Annotated in this window: 20 protein-coding genes; 8 read left to right on the plus strand and 12 right to left on the minus strand. The window is 74.6% G+C overall.

What is annotated here, in order from left to right:
• Positions 1-43 precede the first annotated feature (43 nt).
• The gene (locus JAO84_RS08695; protein WP_370411912.1) at positions 44-772 is read right to left on the minus strand and encodes a VIT1/CCC1 transporter family protein; all 729 of its coding nucleotides are present in this window, start codon (positions 770-772) and stop codon (positions 44-46) included.
• A gap of 249 nt (positions 773-1,021) precedes the next feature.
• Between JAO84_RS08695 and JAO84_RS08700 the strand changes: the two genes are divergently transcribed.
• From JAO84_RS08700 to JAO84_RS08730, 7 genes are all read left to right on the plus strand, one after another.
• Positions 1,022-2,026: an ADP-ribosylglycohydrolase family protein gene (locus JAO84_RS08700; protein ID WP_370411914.1), complete on the plus strand. Its 1,005-nt coding sequence runs from the start codon at positions 1,022-1,024 to the stop codon at positions 2,024-2,026.
• 587 nt (positions 2,027-2,613) lie between these two features.
• Positions 2,614-4,065: an ADP-ribosylglycohydrolase family protein gene (locus tag JAO84_RS08705; protein WP_370411916.1), complete on the plus strand. Its 1,452-nt coding sequence runs from the start codon at positions 2,614-2,616 to the stop codon at positions 4,063-4,065.
• A complete protein-coding gene (locus JAO84_RS08710) occupies positions 4,034-5,197 on the plus strand; it encodes an ADP-ribosylglycohydrolase family protein (protein ID WP_370411918.1) in 1,164 nt (387 codons plus the stop codon). The genes JAO84_RS08705 and JAO84_RS08710 overlap by 32 nt, the downstream gene beginning before the upstream one ends.
• On the plus strand, positions 5,194-6,741 hold the full coding sequence (locus tag JAO84_RS08715) for an ADP-ribosylglycohydrolase family protein (protein WP_370411920.1): 1,548 nt from the start codon (positions 5,194-5,196) through the stop codon (positions 6,739-6,741). Before JAO84_RS08710 ends, JAO84_RS08715 begins: the two co-directional genes overlap by 4 nt.
• Entirely contained in the window at positions 6,738-7,631 is an 894-nt protein-coding gene (rbsK, locus tag JAO84_RS08720; protein WP_370411922.1) for a ribokinase, read from the plus strand. Before JAO84_RS08715 ends, rbsK begins: the two co-directional genes overlap by 4 nt.
• On the plus strand, positions 7,628-8,851 hold the full coding sequence (locus tag JAO84_RS08725; protein ID WP_370411924.1) for a CaiB/BaiF CoA transferase family protein: 1,224 nt from the start codon (positions 7,628-7,630) through the stop codon (positions 8,849-8,851). Before rbsK ends, JAO84_RS08725 begins: the two co-directional genes overlap by 4 nt.
• The gene (locus JAO84_RS08730; RefSeq protein WP_370411926.1) at positions 8,848-9,693 is read left to right on the plus strand and encodes a CoA ester lyase; all 846 of its coding nucleotides are present in this window, start codon (positions 8,848-8,850) and stop codon (positions 9,691-9,693) included. The genes JAO84_RS08725 and JAO84_RS08730 overlap by 4 nt, the downstream gene beginning before the upstream one ends.
• Before the next feature lie 97 nt (positions 9,694-9,790).
• Here JAO84_RS08730 and lgt read toward each other — a convergent pair whose 3' ends face one another.
• The 11 genes from lgt to hisI form a co-directional block, all read right to left on the minus strand.
• The gene (gene lgt, locus JAO84_RS08735) at positions 9,791-10,789 is read right to left on the minus strand and encodes a prolipoprotein diacylglyceryl transferase (protein ID WP_370411928.1); all 999 of its coding nucleotides are present in this window, start codon (positions 10,787-10,789) and stop codon (positions 9,791-9,793) included.
• Positions 10,790-10,858: 69 nt separating this feature from the next.
• The gene (locus tag JAO84_RS08740) at positions 10,859-11,689 is read right to left on the minus strand and encodes a DsbA family protein (RefSeq protein WP_370411930.1); all 831 of its coding nucleotides are present in this window, start codon (positions 11,687-11,689) and stop codon (positions 10,859-10,861) included.
• Positions 11,690-11,753: 64 nt separating this feature from the next.
• The gene (gene trpA, locus JAO84_RS08745; protein WP_370411932.1) at positions 11,754-12,572 is read right to left on the minus strand and encodes a tryptophan synthase subunit alpha; all 819 of its coding nucleotides are present in this window, start codon (positions 12,570-12,572) and stop codon (positions 11,754-11,756) included.
• On the minus strand, positions 12,569-13,852 hold the full coding sequence (gene trpB, locus JAO84_RS08750) for a tryptophan synthase subunit beta (RefSeq protein ID WP_370411934.1): 1,284 nt from the start codon (positions 13,850-13,852) through the stop codon (positions 12,569-12,571). The genes trpA and trpB overlap by 4 nt, the downstream gene beginning before the upstream one ends.
• Positions 13,853-14,583: 731 nt before the next feature.
• A complete protein-coding gene (gene trpM, locus JAO84_RS08755) occupies positions 14,584-14,826 on the minus strand; it encodes a tryptophan biosynthesis modulator TrpM (RefSeq protein WP_370411936.1) in 243 nt (80 codons plus the stop codon).
• 6 nt (positions 14,827-14,832) lie between these two features.
• Positions 14,833-15,642, minus strand: coding sequence for an indole-3-glycerol phosphate synthase TrpC (gene trpC, locus JAO84_RS08760; RefSeq protein WP_265861589.1), 810 nt, complete (start codon positions 15,640-15,642; stop codon positions 14,833-14,835).
• Positions 15,643-15,786: 144 nt separating this feature from the next.
• Entirely contained in the window at positions 15,787-16,278 is a 492-nt protein-coding gene (locus tag JAO84_RS08765) for a DUF2752 domain-containing protein (RefSeq protein ID WP_370411938.1), read from the minus strand.
• Positions 16,279-16,427: 149 nt separating this feature from the next.
• Positions 16,428-16,682: an HGxxPAAW family protein gene (locus tag JAO84_RS08770; protein ID WP_370411940.1), complete on the minus strand. Its 255-nt coding sequence runs from the start codon at positions 16,680-16,682 to the stop codon at positions 16,428-16,430.
• 124 nt (positions 16,683-16,806) lie between these two features.
• The gene (locus JAO84_RS08775) at positions 16,807-17,463 is read right to left on the minus strand and encodes a TIGR02234 family membrane protein (RefSeq protein WP_370411942.1); all 657 of its coding nucleotides are present in this window, start codon (positions 17,461-17,463) and stop codon (positions 16,807-16,809) included.
• Between the two features lie 128 nt (positions 17,464-17,591).
• Positions 17,592-19,082 carry an anthranilate synthase component I gene (locus JAO84_RS08780; RefSeq protein ID WP_265861596.1) on the minus strand — a complete coding sequence of 497 codons (1,491 nt, stop codon included), beginning with the start codon at positions 19,080-19,082 and terminating at the stop codon, positions 17,592-17,594.
• An 11-nt stretch (positions 19,083-19,093) separates the two neighbouring features.
• Positions 19,094-19,462, minus strand: a complete 369-nt coding sequence (gene hisI, locus JAO84_RS08785) for a phosphoribosyl-AMP cyclohydrolase (RefSeq protein WP_370411945.1) — start codon at positions 19,460-19,462, stop codon at positions 19,094-19,096.
• Between the two features lie 142 nt (positions 19,463-19,604).
• Between hisI and JAO84_RS08790 the strand changes: the two genes are divergently transcribed.
• Entirely contained in the window at positions 19,605-20,240 is a 636-nt protein-coding gene (locus tag JAO84_RS08790) for a TIGR03085 family metal-binding protein (RefSeq protein ID WP_265861599.1), read from the plus strand.
• Positions 20,241-20,250 lie beyond the last annotated feature (10 nt).

Here is a 20,250-nt window from a genome sequence, read left to right on the forward strand (position 1 = left end):
GTACGGCTGGAGCGCAGCCCGTACGAGCAGGCAGCCCGTACGGCTAGAGCGCGGCCCCGAAGAGCATGCCGAGCCCGTACGTCACGGCCGCGGCGGCACCGCCGAGGACGAGCTGGCGCAGTCCGCTGAACCACCAGCTGCGGGCGGTCACCCGGGCGACCAGGGCGCCGCAGGCGAAGAGCCCGAGGAGCGCGAGCAGCACGGCCGGCCAGAGCGCGGTCGCGCCGAGCAGATACGGCAGGACGGGCAGCAGGGCGCCGAGCGCGAAGGAGCCGAAGGACGACACCGCGGCGACCATCGGCGACGGCAGGTCGTCGGGGTCGATGCCCAGCTCCTCGCGGGCGTGGATCTCCAGCGCCTGCTCCGGGTCCCGGGACAGCTGCATCGCGACCTCGCGGGCGAGCGCGGGCTCGACGCCGCGGGAGACGTAGAGCGCGGCCAGCTCCTCCATCTCGTCGACCGGGTGCTTGCGCAACTGAAGCCGCTCGACGTCCAGTTCGGCCTGGACCAGCTCGCGCTGGGAGGCGACCGAGGTGTATTCGCCGGCGGCCATCGAGAAGGCGCCGGCGGCGAGTCCGGCGAGACCGGTGATGACGACGGTCTGCGAGGAGACCGCGCCGCCGGCGACACCGGTCATGAGCGCCAGGTTGGAGACGAGTCCGTCCATCGCGCCGAAGACCGCGGGGCGCAGCCAGCCGCCGTTGACGTCACGGTGGGTGTGGTTGTCGCGGTGGGCTTCGTGGAGCGGCGCGACGGCTTCGATGATGGACATGCTTCTCCCCTGTGTTCGCTGCGGGTTCGGCAGCCCCGCCCCCTTCGACATCCTCGAAAATACGCCCGATGTAAGGGGCTCGCCAGCAAGGCAGGCCGTACTTACTAAGGCTGACCTTGCCGTTCGCGCGGGGGTCGGACGGGGGTCGGAGGGAACTGACACACCGTCACCCGGGTGACAGAAACGTTTCCGTGAAGGGTGTGGGCCCCCGCGTGGCAGAGATGGGGGAGAGCACGGAAGGGGTACGGCATGACGGGCGAGGCGACGGTCACGGCGGGCGAGGTGCGGGAACGGGCGCGGGGGGCGTTGCTCGGCCTCGCGGTGGGCGACGCGCTCGGCGCGCCCGCGGAGAACCTGCGGCCCTCGGAGATCCGCCGTCGCTGGGGCCGGATCGAGGGCTTCGTGGCGGACCGCCCGGCCGGCACCGACGACACCGAGTACGCCATCTTCTCGGGCCTGTTGCTCGCCCGGCACGGCTCCGCCCTGACCGTGGCCCATGTCGAACGGGCCTGGCACCACTGGATCGCCGACCTCGACGAGGGCCCGTTCCGGGGCGCTGGCTTCTCGGAGCGCGGCACCCTGGAGAACCTGCGCCGGGGCCTCGCCGCGCCCATCTCGGCCCAGCACCGGCACGCCTGGAGCGACGGTCTCGCGATGCGGGCGGCGCCCTTCGGGGTGTTCGCGGCGGGCCGCCCGGCGGAGGCGGCGCGGCTCGTCTCCATCGACGGCAGCGTCAGCCACGAGGGCGAGGGCATCTACGGCGGCCAGGCGGTGGCGGCGGGCGTCGCGGCGGCGATGGACGGTGCGAGCGTCACCTCCGTCATCGCGGCCGCCCTCTCCGTGGTCCCGATGGACTCCTGGACCGCCCGCTCGATGCGCCGGGCGGTGGTGGCGGCCCAGCGCGTCGAGCCGGACCCGCTGACCCGGGAGCGCGCGGTCCGCTCCGCCGTCGTCATCGGCGGCTACCCCTGGACCGACCTCGCCCCCGAGGCCGTCGCCCTCGCCTTCGGCGCCTTCGCCGCGGCCCGCGGCGACTTCCGCACCTCGGTCCTCACCGCCGTCAACATGGGCCGCGACGCCGACACCACCGCCGCCGTCGCCGGCGCCCTCGCCGGCGCCCTGGGCGGCGCCACCGTGATCCCGCCCGAGTGGGCCTCCGCCATCCCCCCGGTCGCCGGCTCCTGCCTCCCCTCCATGCGCGGCTACCACGTCCTCGACATCGCCGACCTGCTCACCCCGGAGGGAGAGTCCTGATGAGCGCAGACCTGACGACCACTGCGACGCCGAACCGAGGCGGCGAGGAATGGTCTTCGACGAGTTCGGAGGACGGCGCGGAGGGGTCCGCCCGCCCGGGCCCCGAGCGGGACGGCGGGGCGCCGGAGGAACCGGGCGCCCGGCCGGACGGGCAGGCGGACGGCCGGCCCGACGGGCGAACGGACGGGCAGGTGCGCGGCCGGCGTTCCGACGCGCGGGCTTCCGGCCCCGGGGTCGGCACCGTCGGCGAAGCCGCGGAGCGGGAGGCGCGTGCCGGGCGCCCCGGCGAAGCCGGGCGGTGGGACCGGGCGGCCGGACCGGTGGCCCGCGGGCTCCGCCCCGCGGGCGACGCCGGGCGGCAAGCCCCGGACACCGGGCGCCCCGGCCGAGCCTGCGGCTGGAGCGAGGGCGGCGGCGAAGCCGCCACCAACGGGAGCTGGGCCCACGGCGGAGCCGGTGGGCAGGGTGCGCAGGCAAGCCTCAGCCCTCCGACCGACTTGCCCCGGGGAGGCGCGAACCCCGGCGAAGCCAGGGGCTGGAACGGAGCGGTCGGCGAAGCCGGGCCGCAAAACAGGGGAGCCGGACCGATGGCCCGCGGGTTCAGCCCTGTGGGCGACGCTGTCGGTGAACCTGGGAGGCGGAACCAGGTGGCCGGCGAAGCCGCCACCAACGGGGGCTGGGCCCACGGCGGAGCCGGTGGGCAGGGTGCGCAGGCACACCTCGGCGCGCCGACCGCCCCGGCGGCGGCAGGCGCGAAGCCTGGCGAAGCCGGGCCGCAGGGTCGCGCCGCCCGCCGAACCGGCGAAGCCGCCACCGCCAACAGGGCCAGGCTCACCGGGCGCCGGGCGCCGGTGCTCGGGGTGCGCAGGCGGGGGCGGCGGGAGGGGCGGCGGGAAGGGATCGAGGGGGTGTTGCTCGGGATGGCGGCCGGGGACGCGGCCGGGTGGCCGGCGGCGCGGCATCGGGCGGCGCGGATGCCGGAGTGGACGCGGCGGCTCACCCGGGAGCTTGACACGTTCGCCGAGGAGAACGCGACGACGACGCTGCCCGTACCGATCGCGCTGAACCAGCCGCCCGAGCCCCTCCGCCTCGGTCCCTCGGACGACGCCGAGTGGGCGGTGTTCACGGCTGAGGCGCTGCTCGCGGCGGCGGGGCCGCTGTTCCGGACGCTCGCGCCCGAGCGGCGGCTGCGGGCCGCCGTCGACCAGGCGTGGAACGCGCTCGCGAGCCAGGTCGCCGCCGCGGCCGCCCGCGCGCCCGAGGTCGAGTCCGCCGTGCTCCCGCTGCGGGCGCGGATCTCGGTGCGGGCCGGGCTCGGGAACCTGGCGACCGGGCTGCGGCCGCCCGCGACCGGCCACGACAACCCGCACTACTTCGACGACGCCGCCTGCGTCCGCGCCGCCGTGCTCGCCCTCGTCCATCCCGGGGACCCCCAGGCGGCTGCCGCGCTCGCCGAGTTCGACGCGCGCTACACGCAGGACGGCGACGGCGTGCACGGCGCCCGGGCCATGGCCGCGGCGGTCGCGGCGGCGCTCGGCGGCGCGTCGGCCGAGGACGCGGTGGAGGCGGCGCTCGCCCAGCTGCCGCCCGCGACGGAGATCGGCCGCAACGCCCGCCACGCCGTCCAGCTGGCCCGCACCGCCACCACCGCCTTCGAGCTGGTCCCGCTCCTGGAGCACCAGATCGTCGACCACGTCTACAGCTACGGCATCGCCGCGGCCGAGACCGTCCCGGTCGCCCTCGCCCTCGCGCTCGCCGCGCGCGGCGACATGACCGCCGCCGTGCCGGCCGCCGTCTGTCTGTCCCGGGTCGCCGACTCCGCCCCGGCGCTCGCGGGCGCGCTCACCGGCGCGCTGGGCGGCGGCGGTTCGGTGCCGGCGACCTGGCGGGCCGCCTGCCGCACCCTCGCGGGCTGCGCCCTCCCCCGCCTCGCGGGCACCGACCTGGTCGAACTCGCCGGTCTCCTCGCAGCCACGGAACCGACCACCCCGGGTGGACAATTCCGGCATGACCCCTCAAACTCACCCCACGCTGGATGACCGCATCACCGGCAGCCTCCTCGGGGCCGCCGTGGGCGACGCCCTCGGCGGCCCCGTCGAGGGCTACACCCCCGAGCAGATCGTGGAACGCCACGGCGGCCGCGTCACCGGCATCGTCGGCCCCTGGAACGGCGCGGACTGGCGCACCGCCCGCCCCATCGCGCCGTACCACAAGGGCGACGGGCACGTCACCGACGACACCCTGATGACCCACGCCCTGATCAGGGTGTACGAGAAGGTCCGCGACCACCTCGACGCGTACGCGGTCGCCGAGCACCTGGTCCCCGAACTCATCGGCCGCCCGGTCTGGATCCCGGAACTGGAGGCGGAGGCGCTGCCCCTCCAGCGGGTCTTCCTGGCCGAGAAGTGGATCGTCGCCCGGCTCCACTACGGGCACGCCGACCCGCGCGAGGCCGGCACCGGAAACATCGTCAACTGCGGCGCCGCGATGTACATGGCCCCGGTCGGCCTGGTCAACGCCGCGCACCCGGCCGCCGCGTACGCCGAGGCCGTCGACATCGCGGGCGCCCACCAGTCCTCGTACGGACGCGAGGCCGCCGGCGTCTTCGCCGCCGCCGTCGCCGCGGCCTGCACGCCCGGGGCGACCCCGCGCTCGGTCGTCGACACGGCGCTCGCCCTCGCCAAGGACGGCACCCGCGCGGCGATCGAGGCGATCGCCGAAGTCGGCGACGCGCACCAGGACTTCGAGACCGCGCTCGCCCCGCTGCGCCGGGCCGTCGCCCCCTTCGACTCCGTCGGCCCCGACTACCGCGCCCCCTCCCTGGACGCCCGCCGCCCCTCCCGGACCCACGCCATCGAGGAACTGCCCGTCGCCCTCGGCATGCTCCTCGTCGGCGACGGCGACTACCGCCGTACGGTCCTCGGCGCCGTCAACTACGGCCGCGACTGCGACTCCATCGCCACCATGGCCGGCGCGCTCGCCGGCGCCCTGCACGGCGAGTCCGCCGTCCCCGCCGAGTGGGCCAAACAGATCGCCGAGGCCAGCCGCCTCGACCTGCACGCCCCGGCCGCCGCCCTGACCGCCGTGACCCACGAGGTCTTCGCCCGCGACAGGGCCCGCCGCCGGTCCCACGAGTCGGCGTACGCGACCCTGACGGGCGCGGCCCGATGACGAGCCCTCCGGCCGGCGCCCAGGGCCATGCCCCCGAGGAGGCCCCGGAGGACCACCGCGCCGCCCGGCCCCTCACGACCCCCGTCCGCCTCACCTGGGTGCAGCCCGAGGACCTGGTGGGTCACGAACTGCGCCAAGCGGCGGAGGACGGCCGCGACGCCCGCGCCCTCGCCGCCCGCTGGTCCGCCGCCGGCGGCCCACCCGCACCCCCATCCGCCGGCGCCTCCCCCACCCCCCGCCCGGACCTCCGCCCCCTGGCCGAGACCCTCCTCGACGCCCTGTCCGAACTCCCCTCCCCCCTCACCCCCCTGGAACCCACCCCCCTCACCGCGATCATCGCCGCCTGCCCCAACTGGCCGCCGAGCGCGACGCGCGAGGCGCCGCGGGACCAGGGGGACGGGGGCGGAGCCCCCGGTCTCGTCAGAGTTTCGGGGTGGGGGCACCACCCGGGCGAAGCTCTGGGGGAGGGCGGGGTGGGGGAAGTCGACGCCCTGTACAACCGGCTGCACGCCGCCTGGCTCGGCCGCGCCGCCGGCTGTCTCCTCGGCAAGCCCGTGGAGAAGCTGCCCCTCCCCGCCATCCGCGCCCTCGCCCGCGCCACCGGCAACTGGCCGCTCAGCGACTGGTTCACGGCCCGCGGCGTCCCCGCGGAGCTCCTCGCCGCGCACCCGTGGAACCGCCGCTCCGCCACCACCTCGCTCGCCGAGAACATCGACGGGATGCCCGAGGACGACGACCTCAACTACCCCCTCCTCAATCTGCTCCTCCTCCGTCGCCACGGCCGCGGCTTCGGCACCGCCGACGTCGCCCGGCTCTGGCTGGACGAACTGCCCGCCGGACGCACCTTCACCGCCGAGCGGATCGCCTACCGCAACCTCCTCGACGGTGTCGAACCCCCGCACACCGCCTCCCGCCGCAACCCCTTCCGCGAGTGGATCGGCGCGCAGATCCGCGCCGACGTGCACGGCTGGACCCACCCCGGCGACCCGGCCGGCGCCGCCCGCCAGGCCCACCGGGACGCCGTGCTCAGCCACACCGGCAACGGCGTGTACGGCGCGATGTTCGTCGCCGCGACGATCGCCGCCGCCGCGAGCGGGACCGCCGACGTGCACGCCTGCCTCGCCGCCGGGCTCGCCGTCGTGCCGCCCGGGTCACGGCTGGCCCGCGCCGTACGGTTCGGCATCGGGGCCGCCCGTACGCACCCGGACTTCGACACCGTGGTGGACCGGCTCCACGCCGAACTCGGCGGGTATCACTGGGTCCATGCCGTGCCCAACGCCGCCCTGCTCGCCGCCGCGCTCACCCACGCCGACGGCGACTTCACCCGCTCCATCGGCGCGGCCGTGTCCGGCGGCTGGGACACCGACTCCAACGGAGCCACCGCCGGCTCGGTCGCCGGACTGCTCGCCGGGCACCCGGACCGGCTGCCCGAATCCTGGACCTCCCCTCTCAAGAACCGGCTCTCGACCTCGGTGCCGTCCTTCGACGGCATCGGCTTCGACGCCCTGGCCGCACTGACGCACTCGGAGGCAGTACGCCCATGACCAGCAGCATCGTCGTGCTCGGCAGCACGAACATGGACCTCGTGGCCTACGTGGCCAAGGCGCCCGCCCGCGGCGAGACCGTCACCGGCCGCGAGTTCCGCACCGTGCCAGGCGGCAAGGGCGCCAACCAGGCCGTCGCCGCCGCCCGGGCCGGCGCCGAGGTGTCGATGATCGGCGCGGTCGGCGCCGACGACTTCGGCGTACGGATGCGGGCCGCGCTCGAGCACAGCGGCGTCGACACCGATCTGCTCCGCACCGTCGAGGGCGCCTCCGGCACCGCCCATATCGTCGTCGACGACGAGGGCGGCAACGCGATCGTCGTCGTCCCCGGCGCCAACGGCACCGTCACCTCCCTCGACCACGGCGACGAGGCCCTGATCGGCACCGCCGACGCCCTGCTCCTCCAGCTCGAACTCCCCCTCTCCGTGGTCGTCGAGGGCGCGCGGGCCGCCCGCGAGCGCGGCGTCCGCACCATCCTCACCCCCTCCCCCGTCCAGCCCCTGCCGCCGGAACTCCTCGCCGCCACCGACCTGTTGGTGCCGAACGAGCACGAGGCAACCGCCCTCACCGGCGAGACCGACCCGGCCGCCGCCGCCAAGGCGCTCCTGCAGCAGGTGCCCGAGGTGGTCGTCACCCTCGGCGCGGCCGGCTGCCTGCACGCCGTACGCGGCGCCGAACCACGGACCGTGCCCGCGCCCCGCGTCCGGGCCGTGGACACCACCGCCGCCGGCGACACCTTCGCCGGGGTCCTGGCCGTGGCCCTCACCGAGGGCCGCCCCATGCCGGAGGCCCTCGCCTGGGCGTCGGCGGCCGCCGCGCTCTCGGTGCAGCACGAGGGCGCGTCCACCTCGATGCCGTACCGCGCCGCGATCGAGGCGGCCCTCGCATGACCGCCGCCATGAGCCCCGCCGCCGGCACCGCCCCGCAGCCGCCGCTGCACGGACTGCGCGTCCTCGACCTCGCCACCCTCTTCGCGGGCCCGCTCGCCGCGATGATGCTCGGCGACTTCGGGGCCGACGTGATCAAGATCGAGCACCCCCGCAAGCCCGACCCGTCCCGCGGCCACGGCCCCGCCAAGGACGGCGTCGGCCTGTGGTGGAAGGTCCTCGGCCGCAACAAGCGGACCATGACCCTCGACCTGTCCACGCCCGGCGGCCGCGACACCCTGCTGCGGCTCGCCGCCGAGGCCGACGTGATCGTGGAGAACTTCCGCCCCGGCACCCTGGAACGCTGGGGCCTCGGCTGGGAGGAACTGTCCACGGTCAACCCGCGCCTGGTGCTCGCCCGGGTCACCGGCTTCGGCCAGTTCGGCCCGTACGCCCACCGGCCCGGCTTCGGCACCCTCGCCGAGGCCATGAGCGGCTTCGCCGCCATCACCGGCGAGCCGGACGGACCGCCGACCCTGCCGCCCTTCGGCCTCGCCGACTCGATCGCCGCCCTCGCCACCGCGTACGCCGTGATGACCGCGCTCACCGCCAGGCACACCACCGGCCACGGCCAGGTCGTCGACATGGCCATCATCGAACCGATGCTCTCCGTCATCGGACCCCACCCCCTCTGGTACGACCAGCTCGGCTACGTCCAGCCGCGCACCGGCAACCGCTCCCGCAACAACGCCCCGCGCAACACCTACAAGACCTCCGACGGTTCCTGGGTCGCCGTCTCCACCTCCGCCCAGTCGATCGCCGAACGCGTGCTGCGCCTGGTCGGCCGGCCGGAGCTGATCGACGAACCCTGGTTCGCCACCGGCACCGGACGGGCCGCGCACGCGGACGTCCTCGACGAGGCGGTCGGCTCCTGGATCTCGCGCCACACCCGCGACGAGGCCATGGCCGCCTTCGAGAAGGCGGAGGCCGCCATCGCCCCCGTCTACGACGTCCGCGACGTCCTCGACGACCCCCAGTTCCAGGCCCTCGGCACCGTCACCGAGGTCCCGGACCCCGAGCTCGGCCCGATCCGGATGCAGAACGTGCTCTTCCGGCTCTCCGACACCCCCGGCGCGATCCGCTGGACCGGCCGCCCGCACGGCGCCGACACCCACACCCTCCTCTCCGAGCTCGGTCTCACCCCAGGCGAGATCGCCACCCTGCGCGCCGAAGGAGCCGTATGACCCCCACCCGGCCCGTCACCCGCCCTGTCACCCGACCCGTCACCCGGCCCGTCCCCCTCACCTGGCTCTACGCCCCCGGCGACCGCCCCGACGTGGTCGGCAAGGCCCTGGCCTCCGGCGCCGACGTCGTCATCGTCGACCTGGAGGACGCGGTGGCCCCGGACCGCCGGGCCTACGCCCTCGCGGCCACCCGCGAACTGCTCGCCGACCCCCAGCCCGTACCGGTCCATGTCCGCGTGCACGCACCCCGCGACATTCCATCCCTGGTCTCCCTCCCCGGACTCGTCGCTCTCCGTGTTCCCAAGGTGACACACCCCACTGACATCGCCCGGATCGCCGAGATCGCCGCGGGCCTCCCGCTCTACCCGCTCCTGGAGAACGCGCTCGCCGTCGAGCACGCCCACGCCATCGCCGCCGCCCACCCCTCGGTCCACGGCATCGCACTCGGCGAGGCCGATCTCGCCGCCGACCTGGGCGTACGGGAGGACCGCGGGCTCGACTGGCCGCGCAGCCGGGTCGTGGTCGCCGCCCGCGCCGCCGCCCTGCCGCCGCCGGTCCAGTCCGTCCACCCCGACGTCCGCGACCTCGACGCCCTCGCCGCGAGCTGCGCCCGGGGCCGCGCGCTCGGCTTCCTGGGGCGCACCGCGATCCACCCCCGCCAGCTCCCGGTGATCGAGCGGGCCTACCTCCCCGCCCCCGACGAGATCGCCGCGGCCGAGGAGGTGGTCAAGGCGGCCGAGGCCCAGGAGGGCGCCCTCGCGCTGCCGGACGGCCGGTTCGTCGACGCGGCCGTGGTCGCCCGGGCCCGCCGTGTCCTGACCCTCGCCGCCCGCAGGGCCTGACGACCCGGCGTGCACAACGGCGGAGGGCCGCCGGAACCCTTCGGTCCCGGCGGCCCTCCGCCATGTCCTGTGCCGCGAGCGGCCTGTGCCGTGCGGGTCAGCGCCCGCCGGTCCCTGCCCCGTTCCCGGCGCCGTCCTTGTGCTTCTCCTCGACGTCGGCCTCGACGTCGACCTCGGTCTCGGTCTCGGCCTTGTCCGAGGGCTCGGCATCCTTGGCCTCGGCGTCCTCGACGGCCTTCTCCTCGGCGTCGCCGTCCGCGGCGGGCTTCTCCGCCGTGTCGTCCTTCTTCTGCTCCACGATCTCCTCGCGGCCCGGGCGCACCTTCGCCGAGATCACGATGTAGAGGACGGCGAGCAGGAAGACGAGGATCGCGGTCCACACGTTCAGCCGCAGGCCGAGGATGTGGTGCGCCTCGTCGACGCGCATGTACTCGATCCAGCCGCGGCCGGCGCAGTAGGCGGCGACGTACAGCGCGAAGGCCCGGCCGTGGCCCAGCTTGAAGCGGCGGTCGGCCCAGATGACCAGGAGCGCGACGCCGATGCACCACAGCGACTCGTAGAGGAAGGTCGGGTGGTAGAGGCCGGCCTCGCGGTTGGGGCCGGCGGTGATCTTCAGCGCCCAGGGCAGGTCGGTCGGCTTGCCGTAGAGCTCCTGGTTGAACCAGTTGCCCCAGCGGCCGACGGCCTGGGCGAGGGCGATGCCGGGCGCGATGGCGTCCGCGTACGCCGGGAGCGGGATGCCGCGGCGGCGGCAGCCGATCCAGGCGCCGACGGCACCGAGCGCGATGGCGCCCCAGATGCCGAGGCCGCCCTCCCAGATCTTGAAGGCGTCGACCCAGTTCTCACCCTCGCTGAAGTACAGCTGGTAGTCGGTGATCACGTGATAGAGGCGGCCGCCGACGAGGCCGAAGGGCACCGCCCAGACGGCGATGTCGGCCACCGTACCGGCGGTGCCGCCCCGGGCGATCCAGCGCTTGTTGCCGAGCCAGACGGCGACGAAGACACCGATGATGATGCAGAAGGCATAGCCGCGCAGCGGGATCGGTCCGAGGTGGATCACGCCGGTCGACGGGCTGGGAATGTAGGCAAGGTCCATGGCAGGTCCGACGCTACCCTGCCGGGCGGGCCGTGCGGCAGCCAGCCCGGCAACTTCTCCGTAACGCCGTCAGCGGGTGGGTGAGCCGGCGGCGGGGGACGCGGTGCCCGGCTTCTTGCCCTTGTTGGCCTCGGCGACCCACTTCTTGAGGTTGTCCGGGGAGATCTGCTCGCTGCCCTTCTGCGGGAAGATCGATTCTCCGTTGAGCAGCACGGACGGGGTGCCGTTGAATTCGCTCTTCTTGAAGGCGTCGTTCGACTTCTTCACCCAGCCGTCGTGCGTGCCGTCCTCGACGCAGCTGCGGAAGGCGGGCGTGTCGAGCCCGGGGACCTTCCCGGCGAGCTCGATCAGCTTGTCGTTCTTCGCGTAGGCGTCGTCGGTCTCCGGCGGCTGGTTGGTGTACAGCACGTCGTGGTACGCCGTGAACTTCCCGGCGTCCTGGGCGCAGGCCGCCGCGTTCGCGGCGCGCAGCGAGCCGCTGCCGCCGAGGTTGCCGTCGATGAGGGTGGCGAGGTGGTACTCGGCCTTGAGCGCGCCCGCCGCCTCCAGCGCGTGGATCGTGTCCCGGAAGGCGCCCTCGAACTGCTGGCAGGCGGGGCAGCGAAAGTCCTCCCAGATCTGCAGGGTGGAGGGGGCGTCCGGCCGGCCCGTCGGGATGGCGGGCCGGTCGCCGGCGATCGCCCCGGCCGGGTCGACGACCGGGCCGGCCTTGTCGGAGCTGTCCTCGCCCCCGCTGTTGGCGGCGATCACGCCGACGACCGCGGCCAGGCCGAGGACGCCGACCACCGCCGCCGACACGATGAGGACGCGCCGCTGCTTCTCCCGGGCCTTTTCGCGCTCGCGCTGCTGCTGAAGGCGCTCCCGCGCGCTCCGATTACCGTCACGGTTCTTCTCGCTCACGCCCACGAGAACGAACCGGGGAGGCGCGGGCGCGCCTCCCCGGTCGCAAATCCACCCGTATGGGTTACGAGGTGCGGCGCACGCCCTGGGCGAGTTCGGCCGCCAGTTCCCTTACGGCGCCGAGCGCGGCGGCCTCGTCGCCGTCCGCGTCGAGGATCCGCTTGACGAAGGCGGAGCCGACGATGACGCCGTCGGCGAAGCCGGCGACCTCCTCGGCCTGCTTGGCGTTGGAGACGCCGAGGCCGACGCAGACCGGCAGGTCGGACGTGGCCCGGGTACGGCGGACCAGCTCGGCGGCCTGCTCGCCGACCGACTCGCGGGTGCCGGTGACGCCCATGAGCGAGGCGGCGTAGACGAAGCCGGAGCCGGCCGCGGTGATGGTGGCGAGGCGCTCGTCCTTGCTGCTGGGGGCGACGACGAAGACGGTGGCGAGACCGTGCTTGCCGGCGTGCTCCCTCCAGAGGGCGGACTCCTGGACCGGCAGGTCGGGCAGGATGCAGCCCGCGCCGCCGGCGGCGGCGAGCTCCGCGGTGAAGCGCTCGACGCCGTAGCGGTCGATCGGGTTCCAGTAGGTCATCACGAGGACCGGCTTGCCGGTGGCCTCGTAGGTCTCCTTGACCGTGCGCATCACGTCGGCGATCTTCAGGCCGCCGCGCAGTGCGATGTCGTCGGCGGTCTGGATGACCGGGCCGTCGAGCACCGGGTCGCTGTGCGGCAGGCCGACCTCGACGACGTCGGCGCCGCCGTCGAAGGCCGCCTTGATGGCGGCGATGCCGCCGTCGACGGTCGGGAAGCCGGCCGGGAGGTACGCGATGAGCGCGGCCCGGTTCTCGGCCTTCGCCTTGGCGAGGGTGTCGCTCAGGAGCTGGATGTTGCCGGTCACTTCGCGTCCCCCTCGATCTCGGCGGTGTCGGCGGCGTTCGCGGCCACCTCGGCGTCGGTGTCGTACAGCCCGAAATAGCGAGCGGCGGTATCCATGTCCTTGTCGCCGCGGCCGGAGAGGTTGACGACGATCAGCCCCTCGGGTCCGAGCTCCTTGCCGACCTCCAGGGCGCCGGCGAGGGCGTGCGCCGACTCGATGGCCGGAATGATGCCCTCCGTACGGGACAGCAGACGCAGTGCCTGCATGGCGGCGTCGTCGGTGACGGCCCGGTACTCGCCGCGGCCGCTGTCCTTGAGGAAGGCGTGCTCGGGGCCGATGCCGGGGTAGTCGAGGCCGGCCGAGATCGAGTACGGCTCGGTGATCTGGCCCTCCTCGTCCTGGAGGACGTAACTCCTGGACCCGTGGAGGATGCCGGGCTCGCCGGCGGTGAGGGTCGCGGCGTGCTCGCCGGTCTCGACGCCGTGGCCGGCCGGCTCGCAGCCGACGAGGCGGACGGAGGCGTCGGGGATGAACGCGTGGAAGAGGCCGATGGCGTTCGAGCCGCCGCCGACGCAGGCGACGGCCGCGTCGGGGAGGCGTCCGGCGCGCTCCAGGATCTGGCGGCGGGCCTCGACGCCGATGACCCGGTGGAAGTCGCGGACCATGGCGGGGAAGGGGTGCGGGCCGGCGACCGTGCCGAAGAGGTAGTGGGTGCGGTCGACGTTGGCGACCCAGTCGCGGAACGCCTCGTTGATGGCGTCCTTGAGGGTGCGGCTGCCGGACTTCACGGCCACGACCTCGGCGCCGAGCATGCGCATCCGGGCCACGTTGAGGGCCTGGCGCTGGGTGTCGACCTCGCCCATGTAGATGGTGCAGTCGAGCCCGAACAGCGCGCACGCGGTGGCGGTGGCGACGCCGTGCTGGCCGGCGCCGGTCTCCGCGATGACGCGGGTCTTGCCCATGCGCTTGGTGAGCAGCGCCTGGCCCAGCACGTTGTTGATCTTGTGCGAGCCGGTGTGGTTGAGGTCCTCGCGCTTCAGGAACACGCGGGCGCCGCCGGCGTGCTCGGCGAACCGCGGGACCTCCGTGAGGGAGCTGGGGCGGCCCGTGTAGTGGACCATCAGCTCGTTGAGCTCGCGGGCGAACTCGGGGTCGTGCTTGGCCTTCTCGTACTCGACGGCGACCTCGTCGACGGCGGCGACGAGGGCCTCGGGGATGAACTTGCCGCCGTAGGCACCGAAGTAGCCCTCGGGGGACGGGACCTGACCCTCCGGGTCGGGAATGAAGAACTCGCTGGACATGCGGTTGCTCCTCGCGGGGCGGGTGCCCCGGGATCACGTGTGGTTGGTGGTCACGGTATGCGCGTGTCGTGTCGCGGTGTGCCTCGCCGCACCCGTTGTGGGCATACGTTCCGCAGGGGCTGGGGGTCCCCCCAGGGCGAAGCCCTAGGGGGAGGGTGGGCACAACGGACGGCGCCCCTTGCCGGGCCTAGGCTTCCGCGCCTGAACGGTCACCCGCAGGGCACCGCACTCGTGGTGCGGGTCCAGGCGCAGGTGCGGAACGCGCCCGCATGGGCGCCGTCCCGTGTGCCCACCCGTCCCGCCCCAGCGGGACGAATGCCCACAACGGGAAGCGGCGAGGCGCCGCCCGTGCGGGTGGGACCCGCCCTGCGGGACGAATGCCCACAACGGGATGGCGGAGGCCCGCCACACCCGTGCCGCTGGGAACCCGCCCAGCGGGACGGACACCCACAACGGGGAACGGCGAAGGCCCACACCCGCCAGTGCGGGTGGGTACCCGCCCAGCAGCGCGGCGGAGGCCCGCCTCACCCACACGGGGTGGGCGCGCCCGTCCCAGCGGGGGCGGATGACCACGCCGGGAACGGCGAGGCACCGACCTCGCGGGCGCAGGCCCATGACGGGAACGGCACGGCACAGCCCGTACGCGGGGGCATCGCTCGGGCGAGCGAAGCCCGCGGCGGGCGCGGGACAGCGGCGCGGGCGCAGCCCGCGGCAAAGGGGCTACGACGGCGTCAGGAGACGCGCGCTGGGCGCGGGCGCCATCGCATGCCGTTGACCTGGCCCGGCTCGTCGCCGATGACGTAGCGGACCCGGCGGCCGTGGACGCGGCGGGCGGGGGCGCGGCAGCCGCGGGGGCGGCAGCCGCGGGCGAGCGGGGCGTGGCGGCGGTCGCTTCCGTCCGCGTGCACGTCGACGGCGCCCCGGGCGATGCGGCCCGGGACGTGCGGCGTGTCGTGGCGGAAGCGGACGGTCATGCCGGGTCAGCCCCGCCCGTGGCGCAGCGCCGGGTGGGCGCCGGCGGCGACCAGGTCGGCGACGGCGGACTTCGGGTCGCGGCCGGTGACCAGGGACTCGCCGACCAGGACCGCGTCGGCGCCGGCGTTGGCGTACGCGATCAGGTCGTGCGGGCCGCGGACGCCGGACTCGGCGACCTTGACGATGCCGGCCGGGATCTCGGGCGCGACGCGCTCGAAGGTGGACCGGTCGACCTTGAGGGTCTTGAGGTTGCGCGCGTTGACGCCGATGATGCGGGCGCCGGCGTCGACGGCCCGCTCGACCTCCTCCTCGTCGTGGACCTCGACCAGCGGCGTGAGGCCGATGGACTCGGCGCGCTCGATGAGGGAGACCAGGGCCTCCTGCTCGAGGGCGGCGACGATGAGCAGCGCGAGGTCCGCGCCGTAGGCCCGGGCCTCCCAGAGCTGGTACGCGGTGACGATGAAGTCCTTGCGCAGGACCGGGATGTCGACGCGGGCGCGCACGGCCTCCAGGTCGGCCAGCGAGCCGCCGAAGCGGCGCTGTTCGGTGAGGACGGAGATGACGGCGGCGCCGCCCGCCTCGTAGTCGGCGGCGAGGCCGGCCGGGTCGGCGATGGCGGCGAGCGCGCCCTTGGACGGGCTGGAGCGCTTGACCTCGCAGATCACCTTGACGCCGTCACCGCGCAGTGCGGCGACGCCGTCCTTGGCCTGCGGCGCCTTGGCGGCGCGCTCCTTGAGCTCGTCGAGGGAGACCCGCGCCTGCCGCTCTGCGAGGTCGGCGCGGACGCCGTCGATGATCTCGTCGAGCACACTCACGCGAGAGGCCCCCTTCCGGGACTCGATGAACTTCGATGAACAACGTTCAGCCACGTCGATGGTATCCGCAGGTGGGCCGCTGACCCGCATCGGTTGACGACGCGTCCCATCTGCTGGGACTTCGCAGGGGTTCCGACCAGGTCCTCAGGGCGCGAGCGCGGCCCCGAACGGCAGGTTCCGGACCACCGTGAACAGGGTGAGCACGGCTCCGATCCCCCACCACCAGGCCGGGGAGATCGCGAGCCGCATGGGGAGGCCGCGGACGGCGCGAACCAGCCACAGGACCATCACCACGGCGAAGATCCCGTAGCCGACGACGGCGAGCGCGTTGGCGCCGAGGGCGGTGCCGAGGTCGCCGTGGATGAAGGCGTGGGCGCTGCGCAGTCCGCCGCAGCCGGGGCAGTAGAGGCCGGCGAAGCGGAGCAGGGGGCAGACGGGGTAGTGCCCGGGTTCGTTGGGGTCGACGCTCCCGACGTACGCGAAGGCCGCGGCGACCCCGGCGAGGGCGCCCAGCGGGGCAAGGAGACGCCGGGCGAGCGGCCGGGGCGGCGGAGGCGGTACGGGCGGCCCGTACGCGCCGTACGGCCCCCAGGGCCCGTACGCATGGCCGGAGGCGTCGGAGTACGGCTCGCTCACGGCTGCCGCCGTCGAGGCCGGAATCGGTGCCGGAATCGGGGCCGGGCTCGGGTTCGGATCCACCCGGTGATTCTCACCCGTACGGCGCGAAGGCGCAGCACCGCGTCGCGGGACTGCGCCTTCGGGGTGAACCGGGGTGCGGCGGCCGGTCAGGCCTTGCCGAGGGCGGTCCGGGTGGCGGCCTCGCGGGCGGCCACGACGTCCGCCGACTCCTTCGGCATGCCCATGCCGGCGATCTTCATCGCGCCGCCGACGACGCCGCCGAGGAGGATGACACCGATACCGGCCCAGAAACCGGCCACGTTGGCGGCCACCATGAAGACTCCGGCGATGCAGAAGCCGATGAAGGAGATGATGACACCGGTCCAGGCGGCCGGGGTGTGTCCGTGGGCGCTGCCCGCCATGAGTTGCTCCTCGTCGATGTTGCTCGGTGGTGACGCCTCATTCTTCCGCACATGGGCGCGCGACGATGAATCGGGGTGCCCGAACGATCACGCGTCGCGCCCGGCGTGCCGGATCGGCGCCGGATCAGGCGCCGTGGGTCGGGTCCTCGCCGCGGTCGAGGGCCTTCCAGAGGTCCTCGGGGCGGTCCGGGTCGACGGTGGCCGGGCGGCGGGCGGCGCGGGGCGCGCCGGAGCGCTCGTAGCGGCCGCCCATGGCGGGCCAGGCCTTGCCGAAGCGCAGCGCGAAGAGCCCGGCGGCCAGGATGAGGACGGCGCCGGCGGCGGTGACGTACGGCCAGACCGTGTGGCTGAGGCCGCCGACCGCGGCGGCGGTGTTGCCGGTGATCCGGGCGGCCTCGGCGTCCAGGGCGGCGCTGTCGGAGGCGCCGAGGACGGCGGCGAGGGCCGCGCCGGCGCCGCTCAGGGCGAGCAGCGCGGCGACCATGGTGCGGCCGGTGCGGCGGACCGCGAAGACGGCGACGAGGGCGGCGAGGCCGACGATCGCGAGCGCGGTCGGGACGCCGGTGACGGTGCCGCCGTCGGCCTCGACGGGGACGGTTCCGCCGCCGACGGCCGCGGTGCCCTCGGCCCAGATCTGGCCGGCGGAGAGCAGTACGACGGTGGCTCCGAGGGCGCCGAGCAGCAGGGCCGCGGCCAGGCTGCGGCGGGCGCCGGAGGAGGCGGCGCCGCCCGTTCGGGCGGCTCGGGGCTGGGGTACGGGTACAGCACTCACATACCCCACTATCCCCTACCGGCCCGCCGTTCGTTCATCCGGTCGTGTGAACCTGCCCACCTGGCGATCACCGGAGGAAGCCCCCGGAAGGTCACCGGAAGGACGCCGGAAGGACGCCGGAAGAAGGTCACGGGCCGTCAGCCCGCCGTCATCCGGTTGGCCGTGTGGACCGCGCGCAGGACGGCGGCCGCCTTGTTGCGGCACTCGTTGTCCTCGGCGGCCGGGTCGGAGTCGGCGACGACACCGGCTCCGGCCTGCACGTACGCCGTGCCGTCCCGCAGCAGCGCGGTGCGGATGGCGATGGCGGTGTCGGAGTCGCCGGCGAAGTCGAGGTAGCCGACGCAGCCGCCGTACAGGCCGCGCCGGGACGGCTCCAGCTCCTCGATGATCTGCATGGCGCGCGGCTTGGGCGCCCCGGAGAGGGTGCCGGCCGGGAAGCATGCGGTGAGGACGTCGAAGGCCGTCTTCCCCTCGGCGACCTCGCCGGTGACGGTGGAGACGATGTGCATGACGTGCGAGTAGCGCTCGACCGACATGAAGTCGACGACCTCGACGGAGCCCGGCCGGCAGACCCGGCCGAGGTCGTTGCGCCCGAGGTCGACGAGCATCAGGTGCTCGGCGCGCTCCTTGGGGTCGGCGAGCAGCTCCTCGGCGAGGTCGTGGTCCTCCTGCGGGGTGGCGCCGCGGTGCCGGGTGCCGGCGATGGGGTGGACCATCGCGCGCCCGTCCTCGACCTTGACCAGGGCCTCGGGCGAGGAGCCGACGACGTCGAAGCCGTTCTCGAAGCGGAAGAGGTACATGTACGGGGACGGGTTGGTGGCCCGAAGCACCCGGTAGACGTCGAGCGCGGAGGCGGTGCAGGGGGTCTCGAAGCGCTGCGAGGGGACGACCTGGAAGGCCTCGCCGGCCCGGATGCGCTCCTTGATGTCCTCGACGGCGTCCTGGTAGGCGGGGCCGCCCCACAGGGCCGTGTACTCGGGAAGCGCGGACTCCGGCAGCGCGGCCGGGGTGGACGCGACGGGGCGGGCCAGGTCGGCCTCCATCGCGTCGAGCCGGGCGACGGCCCCCGCGTACGCCTCGTCGACGCCGGTCTCCAGGTCGTTGTGGTTGATCGCGTTGGCGATCAGGAGCACGCTGCCGTCCCAGTGGTCGAGGACGGCGAGGTCGCTGGTGAGCAGCATGGTGAGCTCGGGCAGCTTGAGGTCGTCGCGGCCGTGCTCGCCGATCCGCTCCAGGCGGCGCACGATGTCGTAACCGAGGTAGCCGACCATGCCGCCGGTGAACGGTGGCATGCCGCTCGCCAGATCGCGGGGCGTGTGGAGGGTCTCGACGGTGGCGCGCAGGGCGGCGAGCGGGTCGCCGTCGACGGGGACGCCGACCGGCGGGGTGCCGAGCCAGTGCGCCTGCCCGTCCTTCACCGTCAGGGTGGCGTCGCTGCGGACGCCGATGAAGGAGTAGCGGGACCAGGACCGGCCGTTCTCGGCGGATTCGAGGAGGAAGGTGCCGGGGCGTTCGGCGGCGAGCTTGCGGTAGAGCCCGACCGGAGTGTCCCCGTCCGCGAGGAGCCGGCGGCTGACGGGGATGACGCGGCGGTCGGCCGCCAGCTTGCGGAAGGTCTCGAGATCCATGGCGCCAGACCCTACTCGGCCGCGAGGAGCACGTCGGTGTCGAAGCAGGTGCGGGTGCCGGTGTGGCAGGCGGCGCCGACCTGGTCGACCTTCACGAGGATGGTGTCGGCGTCGCAGTCGAGGGCGACGCCCTTGACGTGCTGGACGTGCCCGGAGGTATCGCCCTTGACCCAGTACTCCTGGCGGCTGCGGGACCAGTAGGTGGCGCGGCCGGTGGTGAGGGTACGGTGCAGCGCCTCGTCGTCCATCCAGCCGAGCATCAGCACCTCGCCGGTGTCGTGCTGCTGGGCGATGGCGGGCACGAGCCCGTCGGCGCTGCGCTTGAGGCGGGCGGCGATGGCGGGGTCGAGGTCGCTGGGGGTCCGGGGCGTGCTGGTCATGCCGCCATTGTGCCGTGACCGGGGGTGATGACCGGGATACGTCCACTGGGCGGAACGACGGGTCCGGTCGGTGGTCGGGTGGTGGGCCGGTCGGCGGGCATCCATTGGGCGGAGCCGTGGCCGCGGCCGTACGCTGGCGCCCATGTCGACCCATGCCAAGCGTGAACGTCTTCTGCTCGCCGACCTGTTGGAGGCGGCCGGCCCCGACGCCGCGACGCTCTGCGAGGGCTGGCGGACCCGGGACCTGGCGGCGCACGTGGTGGTGCGCGAGCGCCGGCCGGACGCCGCGGCGGGCACGCTCGTACCGCTGCTCAAGGACCGGCTGGAGCGGGTGCAGGCGGAGTTCGCCGAGAAGCCGTACGAGGAGCTGATCCAGCTCATCCGTACGGGTCCGCCGCGGATGTCGCCGTTCACGATCAAGCAGGTGGACGAGGGCGCGAACGTCGTGGAGTTCTACGTGCACGCCGAGGACGTGCGCCGGGCGCAGCCGGACTGGTCGCCGCGCGAGCTCGACCCGGTGTTCGCGGACGCGCTGTGGTCGCGCCTGGAGAAGTCGGCCCGGCTGCTCGGCCGGAAGGCGCCGGTGGGTCTGGTGCTCCGCCGCCCGAACGGGCAGACGGTGGTGGCGCACCGCGGCACCCCGGTGGTGACGGTGTCCGGGGAGCCGGGCGAGCTGACCATGTACCTGTTCGGGCGGCAGGACGCGGCGAAGGTGGAGCTGGACGGCGAGCAGGCGGCGGTGGAGCGGCTGCACGAGACGAAGCAGCTGGGGATCTAGCTCTCCGGGG

It is taken from the genome of Streptomyces fradiae (assembly GCF_041270065.1).
GTDB lineage: Bacteria > Actinomycetota > Actinomycetes > Streptomycetales > Streptomycetaceae > Streptomyces.

Bases quoted from the DNA above. Each gene is read 5' to 3' on its own strand.
- JAO84_RS08695 (WP_370411912.1), bottom strand. From the start codon at position 772: ATGTCCATCATCGAAGCCGTCGCGCCGCTCCACGAAGCCCACCGCGAC.
- JAO84_RS08700 (WP_370411914.1), top strand. From the start codon at position 1,022: ATGACGGGCGAGGCGACGGTCACGGCGGGCGAGGTGCGGGAACGGGCG.
- JAO84_RS08705 (WP_370411916.1), top strand. From the start codon at position 2,614: ATGGCCCGCGGGTTCAGCCCTGTGGGCGACGCTGTCGGTGAACCTGGG.
- JAO84_RS08710 (WP_370411918.1), top strand. From the start codon at position 4,034: ATGACCCCTCAAACTCACCCCACGCTGGATGACCGCATCACCGGCAGC.
- JAO84_RS08715 (WP_370411920.1), top strand. From the start codon at position 5,194: ATGACGAGCCCTCCGGCCGGCGCCCAGGGCCATGCCCCCGAGGAGGCC.
- rbsK (WP_370411922.1), top strand. From the start codon at position 6,738: ATGACCAGCAGCATCGTCGTGCTCGGCAGCACGAACATGGACCTCGTG.
- JAO84_RS08725 (WP_370411924.1), top strand. From the start codon at position 7,628: ATGACCGCCGCCATGAGCCCCGCCGCCGGCACCGCCCCGCAGCCGCCG.
- JAO84_RS08730 (WP_370411926.1), top strand. From the start codon at position 8,848: ATGACCCCCACCCGGCCCGTCACCCGCCCTGTCACCCGACCCGTCACC.
- lgt (WP_370411928.1), bottom strand. From the start codon at position 10,789: ATGGACCTTGCCTACATTCCCAGCCCGTCGACCGGCGTGATCCACCTC.
- trpB (WP_370411934.1), bottom strand. From the start codon at position 13,852: ATGTCCAGCGAGTTCTTCATTCCCGACCCGGAGGGTCAGGTCCCGTCC.
- trpM (WP_370411936.1), bottom strand. From the start codon at position 14,826: ATGACCGTCCGCTTCCGCCACGACACGCCGCACGTCCCGGGCCGCATC.
- JAO84_RS08770 (WP_370411940.1), bottom strand. From the start codon at position 16,682: ATGGCGGGCAGCGCCCACGGACACACCCCGGCCGCCTGGACCGGTGTC.
- JAO84_RS08780 (WP_265861596.1), bottom strand. From the start codon at position 19,082: ATGGATCTCGAGACCTTCCGCAAGCTGGCGGCCGACCGCCGCGTCATC.
- hisI (WP_370411945.1), bottom strand. From the start codon at position 19,462: ATGACCAGCACGCCCCGGACCCCCAGCGACCTCGACCCCGCCATCGCC.
- JAO84_RS08790 (WP_265861599.1), top strand. From the start codon at position 19,605: ATGTCGACCCATGCCAAGCGTGAACGTCTTCTGCTCGCCGACCTGTTG.